The sequence below is a fragment of the Pseudomonas flavocrustae genome, from assembly GCF_029872515.1.
GTDB lineage: Bacteria > Pseudomonadota > Gammaproteobacteria > Pseudomonadales > Pseudomonadaceae > Chryseomonas > Chryseomonas aestiva.
In genome coordinates, this window is sequence record NZ_JAPDIQ010000001.1 from 1 (window position 1) to 24811 (window position 24811).

At 66.1% G+C, this 24811-nt stretch carries 25 protein-coding genes and 2 rRNA genes; 16 read left to right on the forward strand and 11 right to left on the reverse strand.

The window, feature by feature from the left end; translation table 11 throughout:
• Together OMP44_RS00005 and rrf are read left to right on the forward strand one after the other, a co-directional pair.
• A 23S ribosomal RNA gene (locus tag OMP44_RS00005) occupies positions 1 to 104 on the forward strand; the annotation flags it as partial.
• Between the two features lie 160 nt (positions 105 to 264).
• Positions 265 to 380: ribosomal RNA gene (gene rrf / locus OMP44_RS00010) — 5S ribosomal RNA — on the forward strand.
• 496 nt (positions 381 to 876) lie between these two features.
• Here the strand turns inward: rrf and cmoB are convergent.
• The 4 genes from cmoB to lon form a co-directional block, all read right to left on the reverse strand.
• Complete coding sequence (gene cmoB / locus OMP44_RS00015; protein WP_133862843.1) at positions 877 to 1845, reverse strand: tRNA 5-methoxyuridine(34)/uridine 5-oxyacetic acid(34) synthase CmoB; 969 nt, start codon at positions 1843 to 1845, stop codon at positions 877 to 879.
• Positions 1842 to 2579, reverse strand: a complete 738-nt coding sequence (gene cmoA / locus OMP44_RS00020; RefSeq protein WP_133862842.1) for a carboxy-S-adenosyl-L-methionine synthase CmoA — start codon at positions 2577 to 2579, stop codon at positions 1842 to 1844. Before cmoA ends, cmoB begins: the two co-directional genes overlap by 4 nt.
• A gap of 63 nt (positions 2580 to 2642) precedes the next feature.
• Positions 2643 to 3035, reverse strand: coding sequence for a protease inhibitor I42 family protein (locus OMP44_RS00025; RefSeq protein ID WP_273862979.1), 393 nt, complete (start codon positions 3033 to 3035; stop codon positions 2643 to 2645).
• Between the two features lie 61 nt (positions 3036 to 3096).
• Entirely contained in the window at positions 3097 to 5487 is a 2391-nt protein-coding gene (gene lon, locus OMP44_RS00030; protein ID WP_280305777.1) for an endopeptidase La, read from the reverse strand.
• 264 nt (positions 5488 to 5751) lie between these two features.
• Here lon and OMP44_RS00035 point away from each other — a divergent pair, with 264 nt between their 5' ends.
• The 5 genes from OMP44_RS00035 to OMP44_RS00055 all read left to right on the forward strand — a co-directional run bounded on the left by OMP44_RS00035 (position 5752) and on the right by OMP44_RS00055 (position 10472).
• Positions 5752 to 6381: a methylamine utilization protein gene (locus tag OMP44_RS00035; protein WP_133862847.1), complete on the forward strand. Its 630-nt coding sequence runs from the start codon at positions 5752 to 5754 to the stop codon at positions 6379 to 6381.
• Entirely contained in the window at positions 6365 to 8683 is a 2319-nt protein-coding gene (locus tag OMP44_RS00040) for a putative bifunctional diguanylate cyclase/phosphodiesterase (RefSeq protein ID WP_280305780.1), read from the forward strand. Before OMP44_RS00035 ends, OMP44_RS00040 begins: the two co-directional genes overlap by 17 nt.
• The gene (locus OMP44_RS00045; protein ID WP_280305782.1) at positions 8680 to 9531 is read left to right on the forward strand and encodes a DUF3034 family protein; all 852 of its coding nucleotides are present in this window, start codon (positions 8680 to 8682) and stop codon (positions 9529 to 9531) included. The genes OMP44_RS00040 and OMP44_RS00045 overlap by 4 nt, the downstream gene beginning before the upstream one ends.
• Positions 9531 to 9956 (forward strand): group I truncated hemoglobin, encoded by a 426-nt coding sequence (locus OMP44_RS00050; protein ID WP_273862975.1) that lies wholly within the window; start codon positions 9531 to 9533, stop codon positions 9954 to 9956. Before OMP44_RS00045 ends, OMP44_RS00050 begins: the two co-directional genes overlap by 1 nt.
• 78 nt (positions 9957 to 10034) lie before the next feature.
• Positions 10035 to 10472, forward strand: a complete 438-nt coding sequence (locus OMP44_RS00055) for an HhH-GDP family DNA glycosylase (protein WP_273862974.1) — start codon at positions 10035 to 10037, stop codon at positions 10470 to 10472.
• A 51-nt stretch (positions 10473 to 10523) separates the two neighbouring features.
• Here OMP44_RS00055 and OMP44_RS00060 read toward each other — a convergent pair whose 3' ends face one another.
• A complete protein-coding gene (locus OMP44_RS00060) occupies positions 10524 to 11630 on the reverse strand; it encodes an alpha/beta hydrolase (protein ID WP_273862973.1) in 1107 nt (368 codons plus the stop codon).
• 91 nt (positions 11631 to 11721) lie between these two features.
• On the opposite strand from OMP44_RS00060, the gene OMP44_RS00065 reads away from it, so the two are divergent.
• Positions 11722 to 11940, forward strand: coding sequence for a hypothetical protein (locus tag OMP44_RS00065; protein WP_187980135.1), 219 nt, complete (start codon positions 11722 to 11724; stop codon positions 11938 to 11940).
• On the opposite strand, the gene OMP44_RS00070 is transcribed toward OMP44_RS00065, so the two are convergent.
• Positions 11937 to 12920, reverse strand: a complete 984-nt coding sequence (locus tag OMP44_RS00070; RefSeq protein ID WP_280305787.1) for a DctP family TRAP transporter solute-binding subunit — start codon at positions 12918 to 12920, stop codon at positions 11937 to 11939. The genes OMP44_RS00065 and OMP44_RS00070 overlap by 4 nt on opposite strands.
• A 167-nt stretch (positions 12921 to 13087) precedes the next feature.
• On the opposite strand from OMP44_RS00070, the gene OMP44_RS00075 reads away from it, so the two are divergent.
• Entirely contained in the window at positions 13088 to 13921 is an 834-nt protein-coding gene (locus OMP44_RS00075) for an aldo/keto reductase (protein ID WP_133862833.1), read from the forward strand.
• On the opposite strand, the gene mnmC is transcribed toward OMP44_RS00075, so the two are convergent.
• Both mnmC and OMP44_RS00085 read right to left on the reverse strand, forming a co-directional pair.
• On the reverse strand, positions 13918 to 15855 hold the full coding sequence (gene mnmC / locus OMP44_RS00080; protein ID WP_280305789.1) for a bifunctional tRNA (5-methylaminomethyl-2-thiouridine)(34)-methyltransferase MnmC2/FAD-dependent 5-carboxymethylaminomethyl-2-thiouridine(34) oxidoreductase MnmC1: 1938 nt from the start codon (positions 15853 to 15855) through the stop codon (positions 13918 to 13920). The genes OMP44_RS00075 and mnmC overlap by 4 nt on opposite strands.
• Positions 15856 to 15910: 55 nt before the next feature.
• Positions 15911 to 16126, reverse strand: a complete 216-nt coding sequence (locus OMP44_RS00085) for a DUF6316 family protein (RefSeq protein ID WP_133862831.1) — start codon at positions 16124 to 16126, stop codon at positions 15911 to 15913.
• Positions 16127 to 16424: 298 nt separating this feature from the next.
• Between OMP44_RS00085 and OMP44_RS00090 the strand changes: the two genes are divergently transcribed.
• The 7 genes from OMP44_RS00090 (at position 16425) to OMP44_RS00120 (ending at position 21813) form a co-directional block, all read left to right on the forward strand.
• Complete coding sequence (locus tag OMP44_RS00090; RefSeq protein WP_059315912.1) at positions 16425 to 17063, forward strand: peroxiredoxin; 639 nt, start codon at positions 16425 to 16427, stop codon at positions 17061 to 17063.
• A gap of 164 nt (positions 17064 to 17227) precedes the next feature.
• Complete coding sequence (gene ssuE / locus OMP44_RS00095; RefSeq protein ID WP_280305793.1) at positions 17228 to 17815, forward strand: NADPH-dependent FMN reductase; 588 nt, start codon at positions 17228 to 17230, stop codon at positions 17813 to 17815.
• Between the two features lie 15 nt (positions 17816 to 17830).
• Entirely contained in the window at positions 17831 to 18796 is a 966-nt protein-coding gene (locus OMP44_RS00100) for a sulfonate ABC transporter substrate-binding protein (RefSeq protein ID WP_187980133.1), read from the forward strand.
• Positions 18797 to 18819: 23 nt separating this feature from the next.
• On the forward strand, positions 18820 to 19968 hold the full coding sequence (gene ssuD / locus OMP44_RS00105) for an FMNH2-dependent alkanesulfonate monooxygenase (RefSeq protein ID WP_280305795.1): 1149 nt from the start codon (positions 18820 to 18822) through the stop codon (positions 19966 to 19968).
• A gap of 11 nt (positions 19969 to 19979) precedes the next feature.
• Complete coding sequence (ssuC, locus tag OMP44_RS00110) at positions 19980 to 20768, forward strand: aliphatic sulfonate ABC transporter permease SsuC (protein ID WP_280305797.1); 789 nt, start codon at positions 19980 to 19982, stop codon at positions 20766 to 20768.
• A complete protein-coding gene (gene ssuB / locus OMP44_RS00115) occupies positions 20765 to 21574 on the forward strand; it encodes an aliphatic sulfonates ABC transporter ATP-binding protein (protein ID WP_133862826.1) in 810 nt (269 codons plus the stop codon). Before ssuC ends, ssuB begins: the two co-directional genes overlap by 4 nt.
• Before the next feature lie 23 nt (positions 21575 to 21597).
• Positions 21598 to 21813 (forward strand): TOBE domain-containing protein, encoded by a 216-nt coding sequence (locus OMP44_RS00120; RefSeq protein ID WP_010795839.1) that lies wholly within the window; start codon positions 21598 to 21600, stop codon positions 21811 to 21813.
• 171 nt (positions 21814 to 21984) lie between these two features.
• On the opposite strand, the gene OMP44_RS00125 is transcribed toward OMP44_RS00120, so the two are convergent.
• The 3 genes from OMP44_RS00125 to OMP44_RS00135 form a co-directional block, all read right to left on the reverse strand.
• On the reverse strand, positions 21985 to 22545 hold the full coding sequence (locus OMP44_RS00125) for an RBBP9/YdeN family alpha/beta hydrolase (protein ID WP_280305800.1): 561 nt from the start codon (positions 22543 to 22545) through the stop codon (positions 21985 to 21987).
• Positions 22546 to 22773: 228 nt separating this feature from the next.
• Complete coding sequence (locus OMP44_RS00130) at positions 22774 to 23394, reverse strand: NAD(P)H-dependent oxidoreductase (RefSeq protein ID WP_133862824.1); 621 nt, start codon at positions 23392 to 23394, stop codon at positions 22774 to 22776.
• Positions 23381 to 24775, reverse strand: coding sequence for a class II fumarate hydratase (locus OMP44_RS00135; RefSeq protein ID WP_280305803.1), 1395 nt, complete (start codon positions 24773 to 24775; stop codon positions 23381 to 23383). The genes OMP44_RS00130 and OMP44_RS00135 overlap by 14 nt, the downstream gene beginning before the upstream one ends.
• Between the last annotated feature and the right edge of the window lie 36 nt (positions 24776 to 24811).

Below are 24811 nucleotides of genomic sequence, written 5' to 3' on the forward strand. Positions count from 1 at the left end.
GCTTCCTGAAGGGCCGTCGAAGACTACGACGTTGATAGGTCGGGTGTGTAAGCGCTGTGAGGCGTTGAGCTAACCGATACTAATTGCCCGTGAGGCTTGACCATATAACACCCAAACAATCTGACCGCGTGTCAGAGCGTGAGGAAGACGACGCCGAAAACGGCGCGTGGGTTCGCAAGACCCCAAAGACGAGTTGTCTACTTCGATCACAGACCCAATTGGGCCAGCCAGGCAGCCTCATCGCCTGGTCAGCCAACCGAATTGCTTGACGAACATAGAGCATTGGAACCACCTGATCCCTTCCCGAACTCAGAAGTGAAACGATGCATCGCCGATGGTAGTGTGGGGTTTCCCCATGTGAGAGTAGGTCATCGTCAAGCGCCTAACACCCAGCACCCCCGCTCAGTTCATTCTGGCGGGGGTGTTGTCTTTGCGGCGGGAAAAGTTTGGCCGGGCGTCAGGGGCTTGAGGACTGGGAGCAGCTAATTGGCTAGCGGACGCCTGAAGCCGCGTGGCTGAGGTTGCCCTCACCCTAGCCCTCTCCCGGGGGGAGAGGAGACCAAAAGGGCGCGGCGGCGGCGTTGGAGCAGTGCCTGCTAGGCAGGTGCTGCTTTACGTCCGCAAGAGCCCAAGAGCCACAACAGCCCGGCTGCGCCGGGCTGTTGGGTTGGAAGCGCAGCACAGAATCATCGTAGGTTGGCGCTGAGCGTAGCGAAGCCCAACAATCAAATCCGCTGCAGGGATCAAGCGAGCGGCGGCAAGGCGGTGAGGGGGTCAAGGCTGGAGTATGGATGTTGGGCTTCGCTAGGCTCAGCCCAACCTACCGCATCTTTACGCGAGCAAGAAAAAGCCCGGCATTGGCCGGGCTTTTTGCGTTCAGGGTTTGCGGGCGATCAGGGTCGCGCGCAGGGGGGCGGGGAGGCCTTCGACGGTCAGGCTGGGATCTTCCGGGTTCAGGAAGTCCGGTAGCGACTGGAAGCCCATCCATTCGGTGGAGCGCTGTTCGTCTACGGTCGTGGGGGTAAGGTCCACCAGGCGGATGTCCCGATAGCCTGCGCGTTGCAGCCAGAGTTGCAGCGCGGCCGCGGAGGGCAGGAACCAGACATTACGCATCTGGGCATAGCGGTCTTCGGGAACCAGGACGGTGGTGGCATCGCCCTCAACGACCAGGGTTTCCAGGACCAGCTCACCGCCGCTGTCGAGGCAGTTCTTCAGGTCCAGCAGGTGGTCGATGGGCGAGCGCCGATGGTAGAGCACGCCCATGGAGAAGACGGTATCGAAGCCGCCGTCCAGTGCGGGCAGTTCTTCCAGGGTCAGTGGCAGGTGCCAGGTCGGCAGGTCGGGCAGATAGCGCCGCAGGGCCTGGAACTGGCAGTGGAACAGCCAGTTGGGATCGACGCCCAGGACCAGGCTGGCTCCAGCACCGAGCATGCGCCACTGGTAGTAGCCGTTGCCGCTGCCGACATCCAGGACGCGTTTGCCCTGCAGATCCAGGTGGGGGGCGACCCGGTCCCACTTCCAGTCGGAGCGCCACTCGGTGTCCAGATGGAGATCGAACAACTGGAAGGGCCCCTTGCGCCAGGGCCGCAGTTGCAGCAGTGCCTCGCGCAGGACCTGGTGCTGCTCAGCGGTAGGAGCGCCGGCGAGGCGCACGGCCTCATGCAGGTCGACAGCTGCTACAGCGATTTCGGGGAGCGCATCGATACCCGCTTGCCAGCGCTGCAGATCGCCATGGCCACGGGCGTACTTGGCGGCCAGGACGGCTTCGAGGGACTGGGACCAGATGGCCAGCGGGGTATCCGCTAGCGCCTGTTGCAGGTCTGCGAGGTAAGGGGGCTGGGTCATGGCAGGGCGATCAGGGAGGTGAAGTTGAGGCACTGGAACCAGGGTTCGACGGTGGTGAAACCGGCGGCCTGCAGGCGTGCCCGGTGTTCGGCCAGGGTGTCGGTGAGCATGACGTTTTCCAGCGCGGTGCGTTTCTGGGCGATTTCCAGTTCGCTGTAGCCATTGGCTCTCTTGAAGTCCAGGTGCAGGCCGTTGAGCAATGCCTGGGTTTGAGCGTCCGGGAACCGGATCTTTTCCGACAGCAACAGGGCTCCTCCTGGCAGCAGGCTGTTGCGCAGACGGCTGAGCAGGCCCAGGCGCTGCTCCGGCGCGATGAACTGCAGGGTGAAGTTGAGCGCGATCACCGAGGCCGATGCGAGCGGAACCTCGAGGATGTCGCCTTCCACCACTTCGACCGGCAGCAACTCCTCGTGCATCGAATCCTGGGCGCTGAGGTATTCGCGGCAGCGGGTGACCATAGCGGTGGAATTGTCGATGGCCACCACCCGGGTACCCTCGGCGCGGACATGACGGCGCAGGGCCTGGGTCACGGCGCCCAGGGAGCAGCCGAGATCATAGAGGCGGCTGTTGGGCTGGGCGAAACGCGCCGCGATGACGCCAAGATTCTCGACGATGGTGGGATAGCCCGGCACGGATCTCTTGATCATGTCGGGAAAGACGCGCACCACGTCTTCGTTGAAGGTGAAGTCGGCAGGAGGCTGCGGCGACGCGAACAGGCGGTCGGCTTCGCTCATGGGCGGTACCTGGAAAATCGAAAGGGGGCATTGTACCCCCGGCAGGCACTGCAGGACGTGGCTTCAGCGGATTTCGATACGGCAGTCGAAGCGTGCCTGGGGCTCGGCTTCGGCATCCCAGGGCTGGCGGGCCTGGAGTTCGAGATGGGCGCTGCCGGCGTTCTGCGCGCGGAAGCGCCAGAGGGACTGACCGGCGCTGCCAATGCCGCCCTGATCCTGGCGCTGTTCGCGAAAGACTTCCGGGCCGAGTTGCCTGAGGTTGTCGCTACGCTGGAGGATGCTCCAGCGATAGCCGCTGGTGGGATCGCTGGGCAGGGTCAGGGTCAGTTCCTGGCCCGTGTGCATGGCCAGCGGAGTGCAGTCGCTGTCGTCGCCCAGGATGAGGTTGCCACTCGGCTGGGTACTGCTGCAGCCGGCCAGGAGCAGACAGCCGCAGAACAGAAGACGGTTGGACATGAAAACCTCCGGGGTATGACGGCAAAACGCAGAGCATACCCCAAGAGATTGGCCGGTCAGACTAGAAGAGCACCTTGGCCACGTCGGCGAAGCGCTTGGCGAAGTGGACGGTCAGCCCTTCCTTGAGATAGGCGGGCAGCTCTTCGAAGTCACCACGATTGGGCTCCGGCAGGATCAGTTCGCTGATCTTCTGCCGTCGCGCGGCGATGACCTTTTCCCGTACCCCGCCGATGGGCAGTACCTGACCGGTGAGGGTCAGCTCGCCGGTCATGGCCACGTTCTTCTTCGGCGCCTGGTTGCGGGCTAGCGACAGCAGGGCGGAGGCCATGGTGACGCCGGCGCTGGGGCCGTCCTTGGGCGTGGCGCCTTCGGGGACGTGCAGGTGGACGAAGGCCTGGTCGAAGAAATTCGGATCGCCCTTGAAGTCCTTGAGGTGCGCGGTGACGTAGCTGTAGGCGATCTCGGCGGATTCCTTCATGACGTCACCCAGCTTGCCGGTGAGCTTGAAGCCGCGGTTCAGGGTATGGATGCGCGTCGCCTCGATCGGCAGGGTGGCGCCGCCCATGCTGGTCCAGGCCAGGCCGGTGATGATGCCGACTCCGGACAGCACCTGCTCCTTGCGGAAAGGCGGTATGCCGAGGTAGTCCTCAAGATCCGAGGCACCGATCTTGACCTTGAGCTTGGGATCCTCGATGAGCCTGACCACCGCCTTGCGCACCAGCTTGCCCAGCTGCTTCTCCAGCTGGCGCACGCCGGCTTCGCGGGCATAGCCCTCCACCAGGGCCTTGAGGGCACTGTCGGTAAGCGTCAGGCGATCCTTGGGCACCCCGGCCTTGTCCAGCTGCTTGGGCCAGAGGTGGCGCTTGGCGATGGCCTGCTTCTCCTCGGCGATGTAGCCGGAAAGGCGGATGATCTCCATGCGGTCCAGCAGGGGGCCGGGGATGGAATCCAGGGTGTTGGCGGTACAGACGAACAGCACCTTGGACAGGTCCAGGCGCAGATCCAGGTAGTGGTCGAGGAAGTCGACGTTCTGCTCCGGATCCAGGGTCTCCAGCAGCGCCGAGGCCGGATCGCCCTGGTAGCTCTGGCCCATCTTGTCGATCTCGTCGAGCATGATGACCGGATTCATCACCTTGACGTCGCGCAGCGCCTGGACGAGCTTGCCGGGCATGGCACCGATATAGGTGCGCCGGTGCCCCTTGATCTCGGCTTCGTCCCTCATGCCACCCACGCTGAAGCGATAGAAGGGGCGGCCGAGGGATTCGGCGATGGATTTGCCGATGCTGGTCTTGCCCACCCCGGGCGGACCCACCAGCAGCACGATGGAGCCGGTCACCTCACCCTTGAAGGCGCCCACGGCGAGGAATTCGAGGATGCGATTCTTGATGTCATCGAGCCCGGCGTGGTGGCGGTCGAGCACCTTGCGCGCGTGCTTGAGGTCGAGCTTGTCCTGGCCGTGGACGCCCCAGGGCAGATCGGTGGCCCAATCCAGGTAGTTGCGGGTGACACCGTATTCCGGCGAGCCGGTCTCGAGGATGGACAGCTTGTTCAGCTCGTCCTCGATACGCTTCTGCGCGGCTTCGGGCAGGCTCTTGCCTTCCAGACGCTGGCGGAAGCTTTCGATGTCGCTGCTGCGATCGTCCTTGGTGATGCCCAGCTCCTGCTGGATCAGCTTGAGCTGCTCCTTGAGGAAGAATTCGCGCTGGCGCTCGTTGATCTTGCGATTGACCTCGGCGGACAGCTCCTTCTGCAGGCGGGCGACCTCGACCTCCTTGCGCAGCAGCGGCAGGACCTTTTCCATGCGCTGCAGCATGGGCACGGTATCGAGCACCTGCTGCAGTTCGTCGCCCGGCGCGGTGGTGAGGGCGGCGGCGAAGTCGGTCAGCGGCGAGGGGTCATTGGGGCTGAAGCGATTGAGATAGTTCTTCAGCTCTTCGCTGTAGAGCGGATTGAGCGGCAGCAGCTCCTTGATGGCGTTGATCAGCGCCATGCCGTAGGCCTTCACCTCGTCGCTGGGATCGGGGTTGGGGCGCAGGTGCTCGACCTCCACCAGGTAGGGCGGGCGCTGCCGGCGCAGCCAGCCGCGGATGCGCACCCGCGACAGGCCTTGGGCGACGAACTGCAGCTTGCCGTCCTGACGGGTGGCATGGTGAATGCGCACCAGGGTGCCATGCTGCGGCAGCTGGTCGGGATCGAAACCCTCGGCATCGCCGGGCTGCTGCTCCATGTAGAACAGCGCCAGGCAGTGGTGGTCGGTCTTGGCCACCAGTTCCAGGGTTTCCGCCCAGGGCTCTTCATTGACGATGACGGGCAGGACCTGGGCCGGGAAGAAGGGCCGGTTGTGGATGGGAATGACGTAGAGCTTGTCGGGAAGATTCTGGCCAGGCAGGACCAGGCCGGTCTGACCGGCTTCTTCGCTGAGAATATCCGCTTGATTGTCCTGATCGCTCATTGGCGTACCTTGGGCTTGGATGTGAGGCCAACATGGGGCGAGGGTGGCGCTTTTTCAACGCAGGCAAAGACCTGTCCTTCTTGACCGCCGGGTACCGCTCGAAGTGCGACGACCGGGACCGAGCCTGGCCACCGCGACGATAAAGATTCCTCCGGCACTGCCGCTAAAGCTGAAGTCACGCCGCGAAGTCGGCGAGAGTTTCCCAGGGCGCGTGGTGGAGAGCAGCGGGTGAATAAGCATTGGTTGGTAGCGGGATGGTTGGCTTTGGGCCTGGGAGCTGCGCAAGCGGCCGAGGTCGCGGTGCAGGTGGTCGATGGTCAGGGGGCGCCCCTGGCCGATGCCGTGGTGATGCTGTCGGGCCAGGGCCTGGTGCCCGAGCGGCAGCCCGCGGCCATTGATCAGCAGAATCGGCGATTCGTCCCCCATGTCCTGGCGGTGGCCACCGGGACGGCGGTGAGCTTTCCCAATACCGATGACATTCGCCATCAGGTGTATTCCTTTTCCAGTCCCAAGCGCTTCGAGCTGCCGCTCTACCACGGGCTTCCCAGCACACCGGTGGTGTTCGACCAGCCCGGCGTGGTGGTGGTGGGCTGCAACATCCATGACTGGATGGTGGGTTACGTCTACGTGACCACCGCCGGGCGCTCCGCGGTGACCGACAGTCAGGGTCGCGCCCGACTGGAGGCGCCGGACGGTCATTATCAGCTGGCGCTCTGGCATCCCGACCTCAGCGACAAGCAGGAGGTTGCCCAGCCTGCGCTGGACGTGGCGGGCAAGCCGGTGACCCTGAAACTCCAGCTGGCGGTCCAGCCGAAGCCGCAGCCTGCGGAACCGGCGAGCTCGGCTTTCGAGGATGCCTTCCACAAGGCCACGCACGATGAAGCTCATCCATAGTTTCCAGACCCGCATCGCCGGCAGCCTCTTCCTGCTGATGCTGGTGGTCATCACCCTGGTCTATCTGACGGTCAAGGCTGCCACCGAGGCCAGTGCCGTGCGCCAGTCCTATGACCAGCTCGACACCGGGGCGCGGGTATTCCGCCAGGTGCTGGACGGCCGCTGCCGCCGGCTGAACGATGCCGTGCGGGTGCTCGCCGCCGATTTCGGCTTTCGCGACGCCGTGGCCAGTGGCGATGTGCCGACGCTGAGGTCGGTGCTGGCCAACCACGGCGCCCGGGTGGGCGCGGGCGATACCTACCTGCTGGATCTGGACGGCCGGCTGATCGCCAGCACCGTGGCGGCGCATAGCGAAGGCGAGCGTCTGCCCGTTGCCATGGCGTCGGGCAATGACGGCAGTTGCGTGCTGGCCGGTACCGGCCTGCCGCAGTTGCGGGTCACGGTGCCGGTCCGTGCCCCTGTGCCCATCGCCCAGGTGGTGATGAGTTTCGCCATGGATCAGACCATGGCCGAGGAGTTTCGCTCGCTGATCAATCTGGACGTGGTGTTTCTCGGCGAAGCCGCGCTGATGGCCAGTACCCTGCCGGAGCAGGAGGGACGGCTGCTGCTGCATGAGCTGGCGACTTCACCCCAGGGCAGCGACATCTGGCAGCTGACCCTGGGCGGCCGGCTCTATCAGGTCAAGCGGCTGACCCTCGGGACCGCCGATCATCCGGTACAGGTCTATCTGCTGCGTTCGCTCGACGTGGCCATGGCCGAGTTCGAACCCCTGCTCAGGCAACTGGCGCTGATCGCCGGCGGTGCCCTGCTGGCGGCCTTGCTAGGTGCGCTCTGGCTTGCGCGCAACCTGGCCCAGCCGCTGCGGCAGCTGTCGGTGATGTCATGGCGCATCGGTCGGGGAGATTATGGGGTCAAGGTGGAGGTCCAGCGCCGTGACGAATTCGGCCGGCTGGCACAGGTGCTCGAAGAGATGCGCCAGGGGATCGCCGAGCGCGAGCAGCGGCTCAACCACAATGCCCTGCATGACGCCCTGACCGGTCTGCCCAATCGCATCCTGGCCGAGGAGCGACTGCGGGTCTTTATCGCCACCCAGTCCCAGGTGTCGCTGCTGTACCTGGGGCTGGATGGCTTCCAGGCGATCAACGAAAGCGCCGGGGTCGCCGGGGGTGATCGCATCCTCCGGATGGTGGCCGAGCGGGCCCAGGTGCTGCTGGCCGGGCGCGGCTGCGTGTCGCGCCCGGTAGGCGACGAATTTCTCGTGCAGTTCTGTCGCGTCGGCCTGGAAGGCGCGGTGGGTCTGGCCGAGCAACTGCGCCTGTCACTGGCCGAACCCATCGAATGGGAAGGCCAGCTGTTTCGGCTGAGTTGCCGGATCGGCGTCGTCGAGTATCCCCGCCATGGCGATGATCCGACCCTGCTGATCGAGCGCGCGCGCAGTGCCATGCTCGATGCCGGCCAGGTGCCGGATCGCCTCCGGGTCTATGATGAAGGTCGGGATGCGGCCCAGCAGCGGCGTCTGCAACTGGTCCACGACCTGCCGCTGGCGGGCGAACGGGGTGAATTGATGCTGGTGTTCCAACCCAAGGTGGCCCTGCAGGGCAATGGGCCGCACCAGGCCGAGGTGCTGCTGCGCTGGCGCCATGCCGAGCTGGGCATGGTCTCGCCGGGTGAATTCATTCCCCTGGCCGAGCACAGTGGCAGCATGGCCGGACTCACCCGCTGGGTAATCCAGGCGACTATCCGGCAGCTGGCGCTCTGGCAGACCCAGGATCGCGAGGTAAAGGTATCGGTGAACGTTTCGGCGGTCGACCTGGCCGATGCCCGCTTGCCCGAGCGCGTCATGGGCTGGCTCGATGACGCCGGCGTCTCGGCGCGGCAGCTGACCTTCGAGATTACCGAGAGCGCCATCATGGACGATCCCGAGGCGGCCATCGCGCTGCTGACGCAGCTGTCCGTGCTGGGCATCCGGCTGTCGGTGGACGACTACGGTACCGGGCATGCCTCCCTGGCGCACCTGAAGCGGCTGCCGGTGGACGAATTGAAGATCGACCAGTCCTTCGTGAAGGAACTGGCGCCGGGCAACGATGACGCCGTCATCGTCCGCTCGACCATCGAGATGGGCCACAACCTGGGCCTGGAAGTGGTCGCCGAGGGGGTCGAGGAAGCCCGGGCCCTGGCGCTGTTGCGCAGTTGGGGCTGCGATGTGATCCAGGGTTACTACATCAGCCGCCCGGTGCCGGCCGCGGAATTCGAGGCCTGGATGGAGCGGCAGAGCCAGCCGGTGCTGGAGGCGTTGTCATGAAGCACGGCTGGCTGCTGGCTGGCCTGCTGCTGGCAACCGCTGCCCAGGCCGACGGCGGCAAGCTGCTGGCCACCGGCGGCGCCAGCAGTCTGGAAGGCGCGGCGGGCGGCGGTATCACGCCCTGGGCGGTGATCGGTGGCTATGGCGAAAGCGGCCAGCCCGGCGCCACGGCCTTTGCCACCCGGGTGTGGACCGGTGACTACCGGCTCGATGCGGCCGGCGTGGCGGTGGCCTACGACAATCGGGTGGAAATGTCCTATGCCCGCCAGCGCCTGGACATGCCGACCCTGCGCCGCTTGATGAAGCTTGAGGAAGACAGCCTCAGCCAGGACATCGTCGGCGCCAAGGTGCGCCTGGCGGGCGACCTGATTTACGACCGGCTGCCGCAGCTAGCCGTGGGGGTGCAATACAAGCATCAACGGGATTTCGGCATTCCCGCTGCCGTGGGCGCGCGGCGCGACAGCGATGTCGAGGGCTACCTGGGCGCCAGTCGGCTGTTGCTGGGCGGTGCCTTCGGCTACAACCTCTTGCTCAACGTCGGTCTCAGGTACAGCCGCGCCAACGAGATGGGGCTGCTGGGCTTCGGTGGTGACCGCAACGACAGCCGTCAGTGGCTCAAGGAAGGCTCGGCCGCGGTGTTCGTCAATCCGCGCTGGGCGGTAGGCATGGAGTATCGCGAGAAGCCGCAGAATCTGTCCTTCACCCGGGAGAGCGACTGGGTGGATACCTTCGTCGGTTACTTCCCCAACAAGCACCTGTCGCTGGTGCTGGCCTATGCCTGGCTGGGCGAGATCGCCACCCTGGACGATCAGCAGGGTCTCTATCTGTCGCTGCAGGGGAGCTACTGATGCAGGGGAAAACGCTGGTACTGGCGGCGCTGCTGCTGATGCTGGGGTGCACGCCTCAGCCGCCGACGGGTGATCGGCTCTATCAGGAGCTGGGTGGCCAGCCCGGCATCACCCGGATCGTCGAGGGGATGCTGCTCAATGTGGCGCATGACGGGCGGATCCGGCACTACTTCGCCAACGTCGATATCGCGCGACTGCGCAGTCTGCTCATCCAGAAATTCTGCGTCGATGCGGGCGGTCCCTGCCGCTATGAAGGGGCGAGCATGGCGGAAAGTCATCGCGGTCTGAATCTGCAACCCGCCGACTTCAATGCCCTGGTGGAAGACCTGCAACTGGCCATGCAGCGTGAGGACGTTCCGGAGCGGGCGCAGAATGCCCTGCTGGCACGCCTGGCCCCGCAGCGCGGCCAGGTGATACGCCAGTAGTCTGCCGGCCGTCGCCGATGTCGAACCCCAGGCGGTGGAGAGCCTTCCTAGGCAAGACGCCTACGCGAGGGATACGGCTTGAGCAAGACGACTTCGGCGGCCGATCTCGGCCTGATGCTGGAGGTGGACGACGAATCGGCGCTGTTTGGCTGGTTCCTGGCGAGCTACCTGTTCGGCAAACGCATCTCCCAGGGTATCGCCGCCCAGGCCTGGACGGTGCTCTATCGCACCTATGGTCGCGACACGCCGCGCAAGCTGCTCAATCTGAGCTGGCGGCAATTGGTCGGCTATCTCGGCGAAGGGCATTACCGGCGTTATGACGAGAGCACGGCCACGCGCCTGCTGGACGTCTGTCTCCATCTACAGGAGGAGTATGGCGGCAGCTTCGTGAGATTGCGTGACGCCAGTACGGACCATGCGGATTTCGAGGCGCGTCTACAGCGGCTGAAGGGGGTCGGGCCCAAGACCTGTGAGATCTTCATGCGCGAAGCAGGGCCGCTATTATTTCCTGACTGAATGCACACCGCCGGCACGGGGCCGGCGGTGTCTAGGACGAGCGAGCCGCCGTTACTTGCCCAGATCGGCCTTGAGCCGGCTGCCGGCATAGGCCTGGGCGTCCTTGGCCTTTTGCACCACGGCAGCGGTGCCAAAGAACTCGTGGGTAACACCCGGATAGACCTTGCGCTGCACCTGCACGCCGGCCTGGCGCAGGGCGGTTTCCAGGAAGCCACCGTCATCCCGCAGGGGATCGATCTCGGCATTGACGATGGTTACCGGCGGCAGGCCGGCGAGGTCGGCCCGGGTCAGATCCAGGCGTGGATCCTTGAGGTCGGCGGGCGTACGGGTCACCTGCTCGACAAACCACAGCATCATCGGCCGGTTGAGCGGCTTGGCGTCGTCATACTGTTCATAGGACTGGGTATGGGTGTTGGTCTGGGCCACCGGATAGACCGACAGCACGTGCTTGGGCGCGGTGAGACCAGCCTTGCGCGCCGCCACGGCGGTCGCCACCGCCAGGTTGCCCCCGGCGCTTTCGCCGGCCAGGGCCAGGCGCTGCGGATCGCCATTCAGCGAGGCGGCATGGGTAGTCACCCAGCGATAGGCCGCCAGGGCGTCGTCATGGGCGGCGGGAAACTTGTATTCGGGCGCCTGGCGATAGTCCACCGACACCACGATGGCATTGGCCTGCTTGGCCAGACCGCGGGCGCCAGCGTCGTAGACGTTGCGATCGGCGAACACCCAGCCGCCGCCATGGAAATATAGGATGACCGGGAAGGGACCCTGGCCTTCGGGGGTGTAGATACGGGCCGGCAGCACACCGGCGGCGCCGTCGACGGCGCGGTCGACACTGGTAACGCCCGGCACCAGGGCTTCGGGCTGGGTGGGACGACCTTCGTCCTGCAGGACGCCCTTGACCGCATCGGCGATGGTAGGCTGCTTGCGGGCCTGCTGGGCGGTGAGTTTTTCCACGGCCTTGGGATCGAAGCTGGCGTACTTGTCGAGCACCTTCTGCATGTCGGCATCGGTACGCGCCATGCTCTTGGCATTGCTGACCGCTTCGGCACCCAGCGAACGTTTTTCCGGATCGCGGGCGCAGCCGGTCAGGGCGAGGCCGGCGCCAACCAGGGCCAGGGCGAGGAGGGTGGGTTTGCTACGCAAGACGGACAGCGGCATGGCGAAGATCCTGTGCGAATTCGAGGGGACTACCCTTAAACCGACATGCTTATCGCGCGAGAGGTTCCAGCGAACCGCCGGCAGGACCCTGGTGATCTTCCTGCTGGGACTGGTGGGTACCCACGCCTTCGCCGAGCCGGCGGCCTACTGGCGCTGGCGCAGCAACACGGATGGCCAGGAGTTCTGTACCCAGACGCCGCCGGGCGCGGGCTGGGTCAGGGTCGCGGGGCCCTTTCGCGATCTGCAGTGTCGCGAGCCGGGCAATCTGCCATTGCGCCGCTGGGCCGTACCGCCGCAACAGCGCTTCTAGTTCGAGGTCTCGGCAGCCTTGAGCAGGGAGGCGCCGAGCTCGCCTTCGTAGCGTTGCCACACCGGGCGCATGGCCTCGCGCCAGCGGGTCCGCTGCTCGGGGGTGAGGGTGATGATCTCGCTGCCGCCCGCGGCGGCGATGCGCGCGCGATCGCGCTGATTTTCCGCCTCGGATTGCTTCTTCACCTCGAAGGTCACCTGGTCGATGATTTCCTCCAGGGTGCTGCGTACGGCGAAGGGCAGGGTGCGCCAGCGATCCGCCTTGACGATCAGCATGTAGTCCAGGGCGCCGTGATTGCTTTCGGTGAAATAGCGCTGCTGCTGATCGAGGCGCTGACTCCAGTAGTTGGACCAGGTGTTCTCGGTGGCATTGACGGTGCCCGTGGTGAGCGCCTGCAGGGTCTGGTTGAAGGGCAGCCTGACCGCCGTGGCGCCGAGGGCCTCGAATTGGCTCTGCAGGACGTCGGAATTCTGGATGCGGAATACCAGCCCCCTGGCATCGCCGGGTTCGCGCAAGGGTTTGCGCGCCGCCAGCTGCTTGAGGCCGTTGGGCCAGTAGGCCAGGCCGATGATGCCGGCCGGCTCCAGACTGTGCAGCAGCTGGCGACCACTGGGGCGGGCCTGGAAGTGATCGAGGGCCGCGCGACTCTCGAACAGGAAGGGCAGGTCGAACAGCTTGAGCTTGGGACTGAGTTCGGTGAGCTTGCTGATCGCCGGCGCCAGGATGTCGACCTTGCCGTCCTGCAGCGCCTGGAGTTCGTTGGCGTCGGTGAAGGCCTTGCCGCTGGGCATCACCTCCAGCTGGACCTGCCCGGCGAGGCGCTGCGCCACCAGTTGCTGGAACAGCTGAGCACCCTTGCCCTTGGGGGTCTCCGGTGCCACCACATGGGAAAACCTCAGAGTAATGACATCAGCGTAGCTGGAGGTCATGGGCAGGGCAGCAGAGAGCAGGGCGCAAAGGCCCAGGATCGACGGTTTCATGGCAGGTCCTGGTGGTTATTCTTGGAATCCTTATAGGCGTACTTTACCAGTGCGACGTCAGGTCGCAGGGCCTGTGGGGAGGCGTTGGCTGCCGTTTGGCGGATGACCGGGAGAATCGGCGTCGCGCTGGCGTTCCAACGTCCACACCCCAAGAGAAGGATGCGTCCATGAATACCGCTCAAACCGTTCGTTTGCCCGATGGCACTACCGTTCCGGCGCTGGGCCAGGGAACCTGGCGCATGGGCGAGAACGCCGACCTGCATCGCCAGGAGGTCAGCGCCCTGCGTCAGGGCCTGGACCTGGGGCTCACCCTGATCGACACCGCCGAGATGTATGGCGAAGGCCGCGCCGAGGAACTGGTTGGCGAAGCCATCGCCGGTCGGCGGGACGAGGTGTTCTTGGTGAGCAAGTTCTATCCGAAGAATGCCACCGAAGCCGGGGTGCCTCTGGCCTGCGAACGCAGCCTGAAGCGCCTGGGCACCGATGTCATCGACCTCTATCTGCTGCACTGGCGCGGCCAGGTGCCGCTGATCGAGACGGTCATGGCGCTGGAGAAGCTGCGCGACGAAGGCAAGATCCGCCACTGGGGCGTGTCCAATCTCGACACCAGCGACATGCTCGAATTGAACGATGATCGCTGCAGCGCCAACCAGGTGCTCTACAACCTGGAACAGCGCGGCATCGAGCATGACCTGCTGCCCTGGAGCCAGCGTCAGCAGATGCCGGTGATGGCCTATTGTCCGCTGGGGCAGGGCGGCGATCTCTTGCGGCACCCCACCTTGGCAACCCTGGCCGAGCGGCATCAGGCCACCCCGGCGCAGATCGCCCTGGCCTGGGTGCTGCGTCAGCCGGGCGTGATCGCCATTCCCAAGGCGGGCGATGCCGGACATCTCGAAGAGAATGCGCGGGCCTTGGATCTGCGCCTGAGCGAAGAAGACTTCGCGCTGCTCGACGGTGCCTTTCCGCCGCCGCAAAGCAAGACGCCGCTGGCGATCATCTAGCCGCCGCGGATCAGCCGGCGCAGGGGAAAGCGAGTGGGGTGGCAGGCTTCGGCCACCCGTCGGGCCACCGGCAGGGGTTCGTCTTCCAGCCAGGCCGCCAGCAGTTCGGCGGCCAGCGGGGTGGTGACCAGGCCACGCGAGCCGTGCGCCAGATTCACATAGAGTCCCGTACGCCAGGGCGCCGCCTGCTCGGGTACCTGGCGGGCGTCGTAGGCTAGCGCCTGATACTGCTGGGCGAAGGCGACTTCATCCGCGACCGGCCCGACCAGGGGCAGATAGTCCGGCGAGGTGCAGCGAAAGGCCACCCGACCGTCCAGTGCCTCGGCCTGGTAGCTGGCGGCCAGCTCGGGCGACAGCTCGGCGAGCAGCTGCAGATTGCTCTGGTGTTCCGCCTGGCTGGGTTCGGTTTCGTCCCGGTCGAAGACGAAGCTGGCGCCCAGGCAATGCCGACTCTCCCGCGCCGGAGCAAGATAGCCTTCGCCGCAGACCACGGTCGCCAGCGCCTGGCTGTCCGGGGTTTCCGGCAGCGCGGACAACTGTCCACGAATCGCCTTGAGCGGCAGCTCAGGCAGCAGCGTCCTGGCCTGGGCGGCGCTGGCCACCACGACCACCGTCGCCACCAGTGACTCACCCTGGGTGCGGGCCTGCCAGCCATGCTCGGTTTGTTGCAGAGCGGTCACCTCGGTATGGGTGACCAGCTCGATGTTCGGATGGGTCAGCCAGTGCGCGCACAGGGCGGGCGGATGCACCCAGCCCCCTTCCGGAAAAAACAGGCCACCCGCTGTCAGAGCGATGCCGGCCCTGTTGCTGGCGGCTTCCCTATCCAGCGGTTGCAGCAGATCGGCGGGGAAGTGCGCCGCCAATTGCGCCTGCCGCTGGGCGTCCTTGTCCGTCAGCGCCAGTTGCAGCACTCCACAGGGTGACCAGGCGGCACCCGGAGGCAGTGCCTGGAGCTCGCGCAGGGTCAGGCCGAAGCCGTCGAGGATCAGCCGACTGAGCGGGGTGTCATGGGCCGACAGCTTGAGATAGAGCACCCCCTGGGGATTGCCGGAGGCTTCCTGGGCGGGCGCCCCGTGGCGCTCGACGACCCGGACCTGCCAGCCGCGGCGCGCGAGACTGGCGGCGGTGGCGCAACCGGCCAGGCCGGCGCCTATGACCAGCGCCGTGCGCGGGCCCCGGGGGCGCGGTGGGCGGGCATACCAGGGTACGGCGGCAGTAGTGACCGGGCGTTCCAGCGCGCCGGCCAGCATTTCCCGCTTGTGGCCGAAGCCGGGCACCTTGGCCATGGCGAAACCGGCCTCGTTGAGGCCACGGCGGACGAAGCCGGCACAGGTGAAGGTCGCCAGGGTGGTGCCGGCGTGGGACAGCCGCGCCAGTTCGGCGAACAGCGCGGGCGTCCACATCTCGGGATTCTTGGCCGGGGCGAAGCCGTCCAGGAACCAGGCGTCGCACCGGGCATCCAGTTCGGGCAGGCGCTCCAGCACATCGCCGACCAGCAGGGTCAGGGTGACGCGCCCGTCGTCCAGGATCAGGCGCTGGAAGCCCGGATGGATGGCCTGGTACTGCCGCTGCAGCGCCGCGCTGTAGGGGGCGAGTTCCGGCCAGAGGGTCAGTGCCTGGGCGAGATCGGCGGCGGTCAGTGGAAAGCGCTCGACGCTGACGAAATGCAGGCGTGCTTCCTTTGGAGCCAAGGCGGCGAAGAGTTGCCAGGCACAGAGGAAGTTGAGGCCGGTGCCGAAGCCCGTCTCGCCTATGGTGAAGACCTCTCCCGCGGCCAGCGCGGTGAAGCGTTCGGACAGGCGATTCTGCTGCAGGAAGACGTAGCGCGTCTCTTCCAGGCCGCTGGCACGGGAAAAGTAGACATCGCCATAGGTGCGGGAGAGCGGTTGCCCGGAGGCGTCCCAGTCGAGCTGGGCGTGCTGGAAGTCGGTCATGAGCGGCGCGGCCTGGCATTCAGGGCGCGCAGTCTAAAGGATCGAGCGCAGGCGGTCAGACGTTGCTGACGGATTGGCGCATCAGGCCCTGAGAGGTTTGCAGCCGTTCGACATAGCGATCGATCTGGTTGAGGGCTTCCTCGCGGCTGAAGAAGGGGCCTTCCAGGGTGCCTTCGCGGGTGGTGAAGAAGAACTGGCCGTTGACCACGCTGACGCGCTCGCTACGGAAATGGGTGGTGGCACCAGGGTCGTCATTGCGTTTGCCGAACATGAGAATCTCCTCCTCGTCTTGGCAACAGACCATGGCGAGCGCTGCGGGTTGCCCCGCTCGGCCGAATTGCGGTCCGTCGATCTTCCTTAGGTGTAGCACCCTAGCGGGCGCTGCGCCCGGGTGGAAAAAGCGCGACGGAATTGTGATGATGATCACGCGGCACGTGGCGTCGCGACCGGGGGATGGCCCAAGAGGGGTCGGCTTTCGCGTTATAACCACAGCGTGATCCGATCTTTCCCGCCCGCTCTGGTGGGCGGCATAGTGCCGCTATCCCTACCTGCATCCAGGAGAACTGCCAATGACCATCCGTCTGGGCGACATCGCCCCCGATTTCGAACAGGATTCCAGCCTGGGTCGCATCCGCTTCCACGAGTGGCTGGGCGACAGCTGGGGCGTACTGTTCTCCCATCCGGCCGACTTCACCCCGGTCTGCACCACCGAACTGGGCCTCACCGCCAAGCTCAAGGACGAATTCGCCAAGCGCGACGTCAAGGTGATCGCCCTCTCGGTGGACGGTCTGGAATCGCACCAGGGCTGGATCAAGGACATCGAGGAAACCCAGGCCACCGCCGTGGGCTTTCCGATCCTGGCCGACGCCGATCGCAGCGTCTCGACCCTCTACGACATGATTCACCCCAACGCCAACGACACCCTCACCGTGCGTTCACTGTTCATCATCGATCCGCAGAAGAAGGTGCGGCTGTCGATCACCTATCCGGCCAGCACCGGGCGCAACTTCGACGAGATCCTGCGGGTGATCGATTCCCTGCAGCTCACCGACAACCACAAGGTGGCGACCCCGGGCAACTGGAAGGATGGCGACGACGTGGTCATCGTGCCGTCGCTCAAGGACGAGGAAGAACTCAAGCGGCGTTTCCCCAAGGGCTACACCGCGGTGAAACCCTATCTGCGCCTGACGCCCCAGCCCAATCGCTGAAATTTCCTGCGACAACCCGACCCCGGCTCAAGCCGGGGTTTTGTTTTTCTGGTTATAACCAAGTGCCGAAAGGGTATTTTTAGGGAATAAACACCCGCTGCTAAGGTCCGCTCATTCCTTTTTCGAGCGGCGCGACACCGCTCTTTTTTCTCCAGGAGACGGCGATGCAGGTGGTAACTTTGGCAGGCAGTCCGGCAGCGCGCTCGCGCTCCAGCGGCGTGCTGGATCTGGCAGCGAACTGGCTGCAGGGGCGCGGCGTGGAACTGTCCCGCTGGCGCATCCAGGACTTTCCCGCCGCCGACCTCATCGGCGCCCGTTTCGACAGCCCGCCCGTGGTGGAACTGATCGCCCAGCTGCAGGCCGCCGATGGCCTGGTGATCGCAACCCCGGTCTACAAGGCCTCCCTGGCCGGCGCCCTCAAGACGCTGCTGGACCTGCTGCCCGAGCGCGCCTTGGCACTCAAGGTGGTGCTGCCCCTGGCCACCGCCGGCTCCAGCGGTCATCTGCTGGCCATCGACTACGCGCTGAAGCCGGTGCTCTCGGCGCTCAAGGCCCAGGAAGTCCTCAACGGCGTCTTCGCCGACGACAGCCAGGTCAGCTACACCGAGACCGGGGTCGCCCTGACCCCGGCGCTGGAGCAGCGCCTGCACGAATCCCTCGAACAATTTCACGCGGCCCTGGTGCGGCGTCCCCAACCCCTGACCCCCGAGCTGCTGGCCGATCGCATCGGCCAGGCGCGCTGGGGCATCTGACCAGGAGCCTTAGTCATGCAGTTCTCCTTCACGCGCTCGCTGCTCGCCGTTTCCCTGCTGACCCTGGCCGCCGGCCTGGCCCAGGCGGAAGAGACGGTGCGCATCGGCTACCAGAAGTACGGCACCCTGATCACCCTCAAGGCCCGCGGCACCCTGGAGCAGCGCCTGGCCAAGGACGGTGTCAAGGTGCAGTGGACCGAATTCCCCGGCGGCCCGCAGCTACTGGAAGGCCTCAACGTCGGCAGCATCGATTTCGGCGTGACCGGGGAGACACCGCCGGTGTTCGCCCAGGCCGCCGGCGCCGACCTGGTCTATGTGGCCCACGAGCCGCCGGCGCCCACCAGCGAAGCCATCCTGGTGCCCAAGGATTCGCCGATCCGGTCGCTGGCCGATCTCAAGGGCAAGAAGATCGCCCTGAACAAGGGCTCCAACGTCCACTACCTGCTGGTGCAGGCACTGGCCAAGGCCGGCATCCCCTACCAGGACATCCAGCCGGTCTACCTGCCGCCCGCCGATGCCCGGGCCGCCTTCGAGCGCGGCGCGGTGGACGCCTGGGTGATCTGGGATCCCTACCAGGCCGCCGCCGAGACCCAGTTGCAGGCGCGCACCCTGACCGATGCCACCGGCCTGGCCGACAACCACCAGTTCTATCTGGCCACCCGCAGCTTCGCCAAGGCCCATCCCGAACAGGTCGGCGCCATCGTCGACGAGGTGCGCTCGGTGGGCGAGTGGGCCAAGGCCCACCCGGACCAGGTCGCCGCCCAGGTGGCGCCCCTGCTGAACCTGCCGCTGGAAACCGCCGAGCGGGTGGTCAGGCGCCAGGGCTATGGCGCCCGCTTCATAAGTCCCGAGGTCGCCGCGCAGCAGCAGAAGATCGCCGACGCCTTCACCGCCCTCAAGTTGATTCCCAAGCCGCTGGTCATCCGTGACGTGGTGTGGACCCCGCCCGCCAGTCTGCAGACCGCTGCCGCCAAACCCTGATTTCGCCTGCTGGAGAAAGCCCCATGAGTCTCGATATCTTCTGGTTCCTGCCGACCCACGGCGATGGCCACTACCTGGGTACCGCCGAAGGCGCCCGCGCCGTCGACCACGGCTACCTGACCCAGGTCGCCCAGGCCGCCGACCGCCTGGGCTTTGGCGGGGTGCTGATCCCCACCGGCCGCAGTTGCGAGGATTCCTGGCTGGTGGCCGCCTCGCTGATCCCGGTCACCCAGAAACTCAAGTTCCTGGTAGCCCTGCGCCCCGGGATCATCTCGCCCACCGTGGCAGCGCGGCAGGCGGCCACCCTGGATCGCCTCTCCGGCGGCCGGGCGCTGTTCAACCTGGTCACCGGCGGCGATCCGGACGAACTGGCCGGTGACGGCCTGCACCTGTCCCACAGCGAAAGATACGAAGCCTCGGTGGAATTCACCCGCATCTGGCGTCGCGTGCTGGAAGGCGAGACGGTGGACTACGACGGCAAGCACATCCAGGTGAAGGGCGCCAAGCTGCTCTATCCGCCGCTGCAGCAACCGCGCCCGCCGCTGTACTTCGGCGGCTCCTCCGATGCCGCCCAGGACCTCGCCGCCGAGCAGGTGGAGCTCTACCTGACCTGGGGCGAGCCCCTGGACGCGGTGCGCGAGAAGATCGAGGCGGTCAGGGCCAAGGCCGCCGCCCAGGGCCGCACGGTGCGCTTCGGCATCCGCCTGCACGTGATCGTCCGCGAGACCAATGAAGAGGCCTGGCGGGCCGCCGACCGGCTGATCGCCAATCTGGACGACGCCACCATCGAAAAGGCCCAGGCCGCCTTCGCCCGCTTCGATTCCGTCGGCCAGCAGCGCATGGCGGCCCTGCACGGGGGCCGTCGCGACAAGCTGGAGATCGCGCCCAACCTCTGGGCCGGTGTCGGCCTGGTGCGTGGCGGTGCCGGGACCGCGCTGGTCGGCGACGGTCCCACCGTGGCCGCGCGGGTCAAGGAATATGCCGCCCTCGGCATCGACACCTTCATCTTCTCCGGCTATCCGCACCTCGAAGAATCCTATCGGGTGGCCGAACTGCTGTTCCCGCACCTGCCGGTCAAGCGGCCGACCCAGGTCGAAGGCGCCAATTACGTGAGTCCCTTCGGCGAGATGGTGGCCAACGACATCCTGCCGCAGAAAGCGGCGCAGAGCTGAGGGAGGCAGGCATGAACAGCACGATCGAACGTCAACTGCAGCGCCTGGCGCCCTGGGTGGTGCCGGTGGCCCTGATCGTCGCCTGGCAGCTGGCGGTCAGCAGCGGCCTGCTGTCCAGTCGCATCCTGCCGTCGCCGGCGGCGGTGCTGGAAGCGGGCTGGAGTCTGATCAAGAGCGGCGAGCTCTGGCAACACCTGGCCATCAGCGGCTGGCGCGCCGGCATCGGCTTCGCCATAGGCGGCAGCATCGGCCTGGCGCTGGGCTTCATCACCGGGCTGTCGAAATGGGGCGAGCGCCTGCTCGACAGCACCCTGCAGATGGTGCGCAACGTGCCGCACCTGGCGCTGATCCCGCTGGTGATCCTCTGGTTCGGCATCGACGAGTCGGCCAAGTTGTTCCTGGTGGCCCTGGGGGTGTTCTTTCCCATCTACCTCAACACCTACCACGGCATCCGCAACGTCGATCCGGCGCTGGTGGAGATGGCCCGCAGCTACGGCCTCTCCGGGGCGCGGCTGTTCTGGCACGTGGTGCTGCCGGGCGCCTTGCCGGCCATCCTGGTGGGGGTGCGCTTCGCCCTCGGCCTGATGTGGCTGACGCTGATCGTCGCCGAGACCATTTCCGCCAGCTCCGGCATCGGCTACCTGGCGATGAACGCCCGGGAATTCCTGCAAACCGACATCGTGGTGCTGGCCATCCTGCTCTACGCCATCCTCGGCAAGCTGGCGGATCTCGCCGCCCGCGGCCTGGAGCGTGCCTGGCTGCGCTGGCACCCGGCCTATCAGAAGGGAGCCCACGCATGACCAGTCTGCAAGCCGTTCCGCCGCTCTCGCGGGGCATCGCCCTGAAGCTGCAACAGGTGGTGAAGACCTTTGGCGAGCGCACCGTACTCCACGGGATCGATCTGCAGATCCCGGCTGGCCAGTTCGTTGCCGTGGTGGGCCGCAGTGGCTGCGGCAAGAGCACCCTGCTGCGCCTGGTGGCCGGTCTCGACCGCGCCAGTGGCGGCACCCTGCTGGGTCAGGACGAACCCCTGGCGGAGCACCGCGAAGACACCCGGCTGATGTTCCAGGATGCGCGCCTGCTGCCCTGGAAACGCATCATCGACAACGTCGGTCTGGGCCTCAGGGGCGACTGGAAACCGCGCGCCCTGGAAGCCCTGGCGGCGGTCGGCCTGGCGGATCGCGCCCAGGAGTGGCCCTCGGCGCTGTCCGGCGGCCAGAAGCAGCGCGTGGCCCTGGCCCGCGCCCTGATCCACCAGCCGCGCCTGCTGCTGCTGGACGAACCGCTGGGCGCCCTGGATGCCCTGACCCGAATCGAGATGCAGCAGCTCATCGAAGGCCTCTGGCAGCGCCACGGGTTCACCGTGCTGCTGGTGACCCATGACGTGGGCGAGGCGGTAGCCCTGGCCGACCGCGTGGTGCTCATCGAAGACGGCCATGTCGGTCTGGATCTCGACGTCAACCTGGCGCGCCCCCGGGCCGCCGGCGATGCCCAACTGGCGCGCCTGGAAGCCGAGGTACTGGCCCGGGTGCTGCAGCAACCGCTCAATCCCGATCTACCCGAAATCGTGCAACCCCTGCCCACGCAACTGCGCTGGGCCTACTGATCGCTCATCCGAGGAGTTCTGCCATGACCATCAAGGCCATCAACGTTCGCAACCAGTTCAAGGGCACCATCAAGGAAATCATCGAAGGCTCGGTGCTCTCCGAGATCGACGTCCAGACCGCCGCCGGCATCGTCACCTCCGTCATCACCACCCGCTCGGTCAAGGAGCTGGAACTGGTGGTGGGCAGCGAGGTGATCGCCTTCGTCAAATCCACCGAGGTGTCCATCGCCAAGCTGTGATGCGGCCCTGGTGGTGAGGAAACCCGCCCTGGTGGCGGGTTTTTTGTTTTGGCCTTGAGATGTTGGGCTCGAGAAGGCAAGCCGCTCCCCGTGGCAGACACGCCAGCGCCCCGGCTGAGCCAGGGAAGCGCCTGGGACCGGGGCGTTATGAAAGATTCGGAAGAACGGGGATCAGGCGACGTGCAGGCCCTGGCTCGACCCCAGCTTCGCCAGGTGGATCAGGCCTTCTTCCCACTGCCGATGCCCGGAGCGGGTATTGATATGGCCGGCACCCGGGAGGATGTCCAGGTCGCTATCCCAGTCGCGTGCCAGGGCTTCGGCCCGCGCGAGACTGATGGCGTGATCGTTGTCCGAAGTCACTATCCGCGAACGAAAGGGCAGTGGCTCCTGTGGCAAGGGCGCGAAACCCACCAGCTCCGCCGGGCAACCCGGGCGCTCGACGTCGGCCGGCGCCACCAGCAAGGCCGCCAGCACCCGCTGCCGACGGGCCACCGGGGCACTGGCCGCCCAACGCGCGACGGTCACGCAGCCCAGGCTATGGGCGATCAGCACCACCGGCGCATTGGCTTGGGCGATGGCTCTGTCGAGCGCGGCGACCCAGAGCTGCGGATCGGGACGCTGCCAGTCGTCCTGCTCGACGCGATGGGTGTCAGGCAGCAGCCGCTGCCAGTGAGTCTGCCAATGATCAGGGCCGGAACCTTGCCAGCCAGGAAGGATGAGATAGCGGGTCATGGCGGAGCTCCGCAGACGAAAGGGAGAACCGATAGTGCCGATGGATGATCCGCAGGAGAAAGAATAAAAGGCGCTTTGGTTATGCTCGGAGCTTGAGTCGGGGTTGGCCGCGGTAGACCCGTAGGTTGGGCTCAGACGGCGCCATCGTCGAAGCCCAACAGGGCCAATGTCGAAGTGCTGTTGGGCTTCGCTGGCGCTCAACCCAACCTACCAAGGCCCTTGGGTGGACTATTCGTTCCGTCCCAACCGCTCCACTTCCTGCAGCCAGCGCAGCCGCTGTTCCTCGTCCGCCGCTCGCACCGGCGAGTACTCATGAACCTGCAGCACCTGGATGCCGCAGGCTTCCAGGCCTTCCTGGATGCCCTGGCGGTGGGGCGCCTGGTTGCGCAGGCGCTGCCAGGGCGAGGGCGGGGTGTCGGAGGTCACCAGCAACTCGGCGCTGCGGCCGGTCAGCAGGGGCTCGCCGCCCCAGGTCTGGTCGCGCTGGGCGAAGGCGAAGCCCGGTTGCAGCACCCGCTCCAGAAAACCCGCCAGTACCGCCGGCAGGCCGTTCCACCACACCGGGTAGATGAACACCAGGTGCTCGGCCCAGTGGATCTGCCGTTGGGCTTCCAGCAGATCCGGCTCCAGGGTCTGGGAGAGGTCATAGCCTTCGCGCAGTACCGGATCGAACTGGGCGTCGGCCAGCTTGAGCTGACGCACCACCTGGCCGCTGGCCTGGGCGCCTAGGACATAGGCGTCGGCCAGCGACTGGCAGAAACTGGTGCGCTTGGGATTGCCCTGGATGACCAGCAGGCGCCGGCCATCTCCTTCCAGCGGCGTAGCGCCGCGGGCCTCAGCCACGGCCACCGGCTTCCAGCATGGTTTCCGGACGTACCCACTGATCGAATTGCTCGTCGGTCAGATAGCCAAGCTCCAGCGCGGCAGCGCGCAGGGTCTTGTTCTCGCCGTAGGCCTTCTTGGCGATCTCGGCGGCCTTGTCGTAGCCGATGTGCGGATTGAGCGCCGTCACCAGCATCAGCCCCTGTTCCAGGTGTTCGGCCATCTTGTGCTCGTCCGGCTCCATGCCGGTGACGCAATGGGTGTTGAAGTTGCGACTGCCATCGGCCAGCAGGCGGATGGATTCCAGCACGTTGTGGGCGATCACCGGCTTGTAGACATTGAGCTGCAAATGGCCTTGGCTGGCGGCGAAACCGACGGTGACGTCATTGCCGATCACCTGGCAGGCCAGCATCGACAGCGCCTCGCACTGGGTCGGGTTGACCTTGCCCGGCATGATGGAACTGCCCGGCTCGTTGGCCGGCAGCTTTACCTCGGCGAAGCCCGCGCGCGGACCGGAACCCAGCAGACGCAGGTCGTTGGCGATCTTCATCAGCGCCACGGCCAGGGTCTTGAGACCACCGTGCAGGGCCACCAGCGGTTCATGGCCGGCGAGGGCGGCGAACTTGTTCGGCGCGGTGACGAAGGGCAGGCCGGTGAGTTCGGCGATTTCCTTTGCGATGGCTTCGTCGAAGCCCTTGGGCGCATTGAGGCCGGTGCCCACGGCGGTGCCGCCCTGGGCCAGTTCCAGGACCGCCGGCAGGGCATTGCGGATGGCGCGCTCGGCCAGGTCCAGCTGGGCGACGAAGGCCGACAGCTCCTGGCCGAAGGTCACCGGGGTGGCGTCCATCATGTGGGTGCGGCCGGTCTTGACCAGGTTCTGGTAGCGCGCCGATTGCAGCGCCAGGCCGCCGGACAGCTCGGCGATGGCCGGCAGCAGGTCGTTCTGTACCGCCAGGGCGGTGGCGATGTGCATCGCGGTGGGGAAGCAGTCGTTGGAGCTCTGGCCGCGATTGACGTGGTCATTGGGATGGACCGGCTTTTTGCCGCCCATGCCGTTGCCGGCCAGTTCGTTGCTGCGTCCGGCGATGACCTCGTTGACGTTCATGTTGCTCTGGGTGCCGCTGCCGGTCTGCCAGACCACCAGCGGAAACTGGTCATCGTGGAAGCCGTCGAGGATCTCGCTGCTGGCCTTTTCGATCAGGGTGGCGACATCTTCCGGCAGTTCGCCAAGGCGCAGATTGACCCGCGCGGCCGCCTTCTTCACCGTCGCCAGGGCATGTACCACCGCCAGCGGCATCTGCTGGTTGCCGATGGCGAAGTTTTCCAGCGACCTCTGAGTCTGGGCGCCCCAGTAGACGTCGTCGGCTACTTCGATGGGGCCGATGCTATCGGTTTCGGTGCGGCTCATGGCGGTCTCCGTTGATGAGGTAGGGTCCAGCTAACT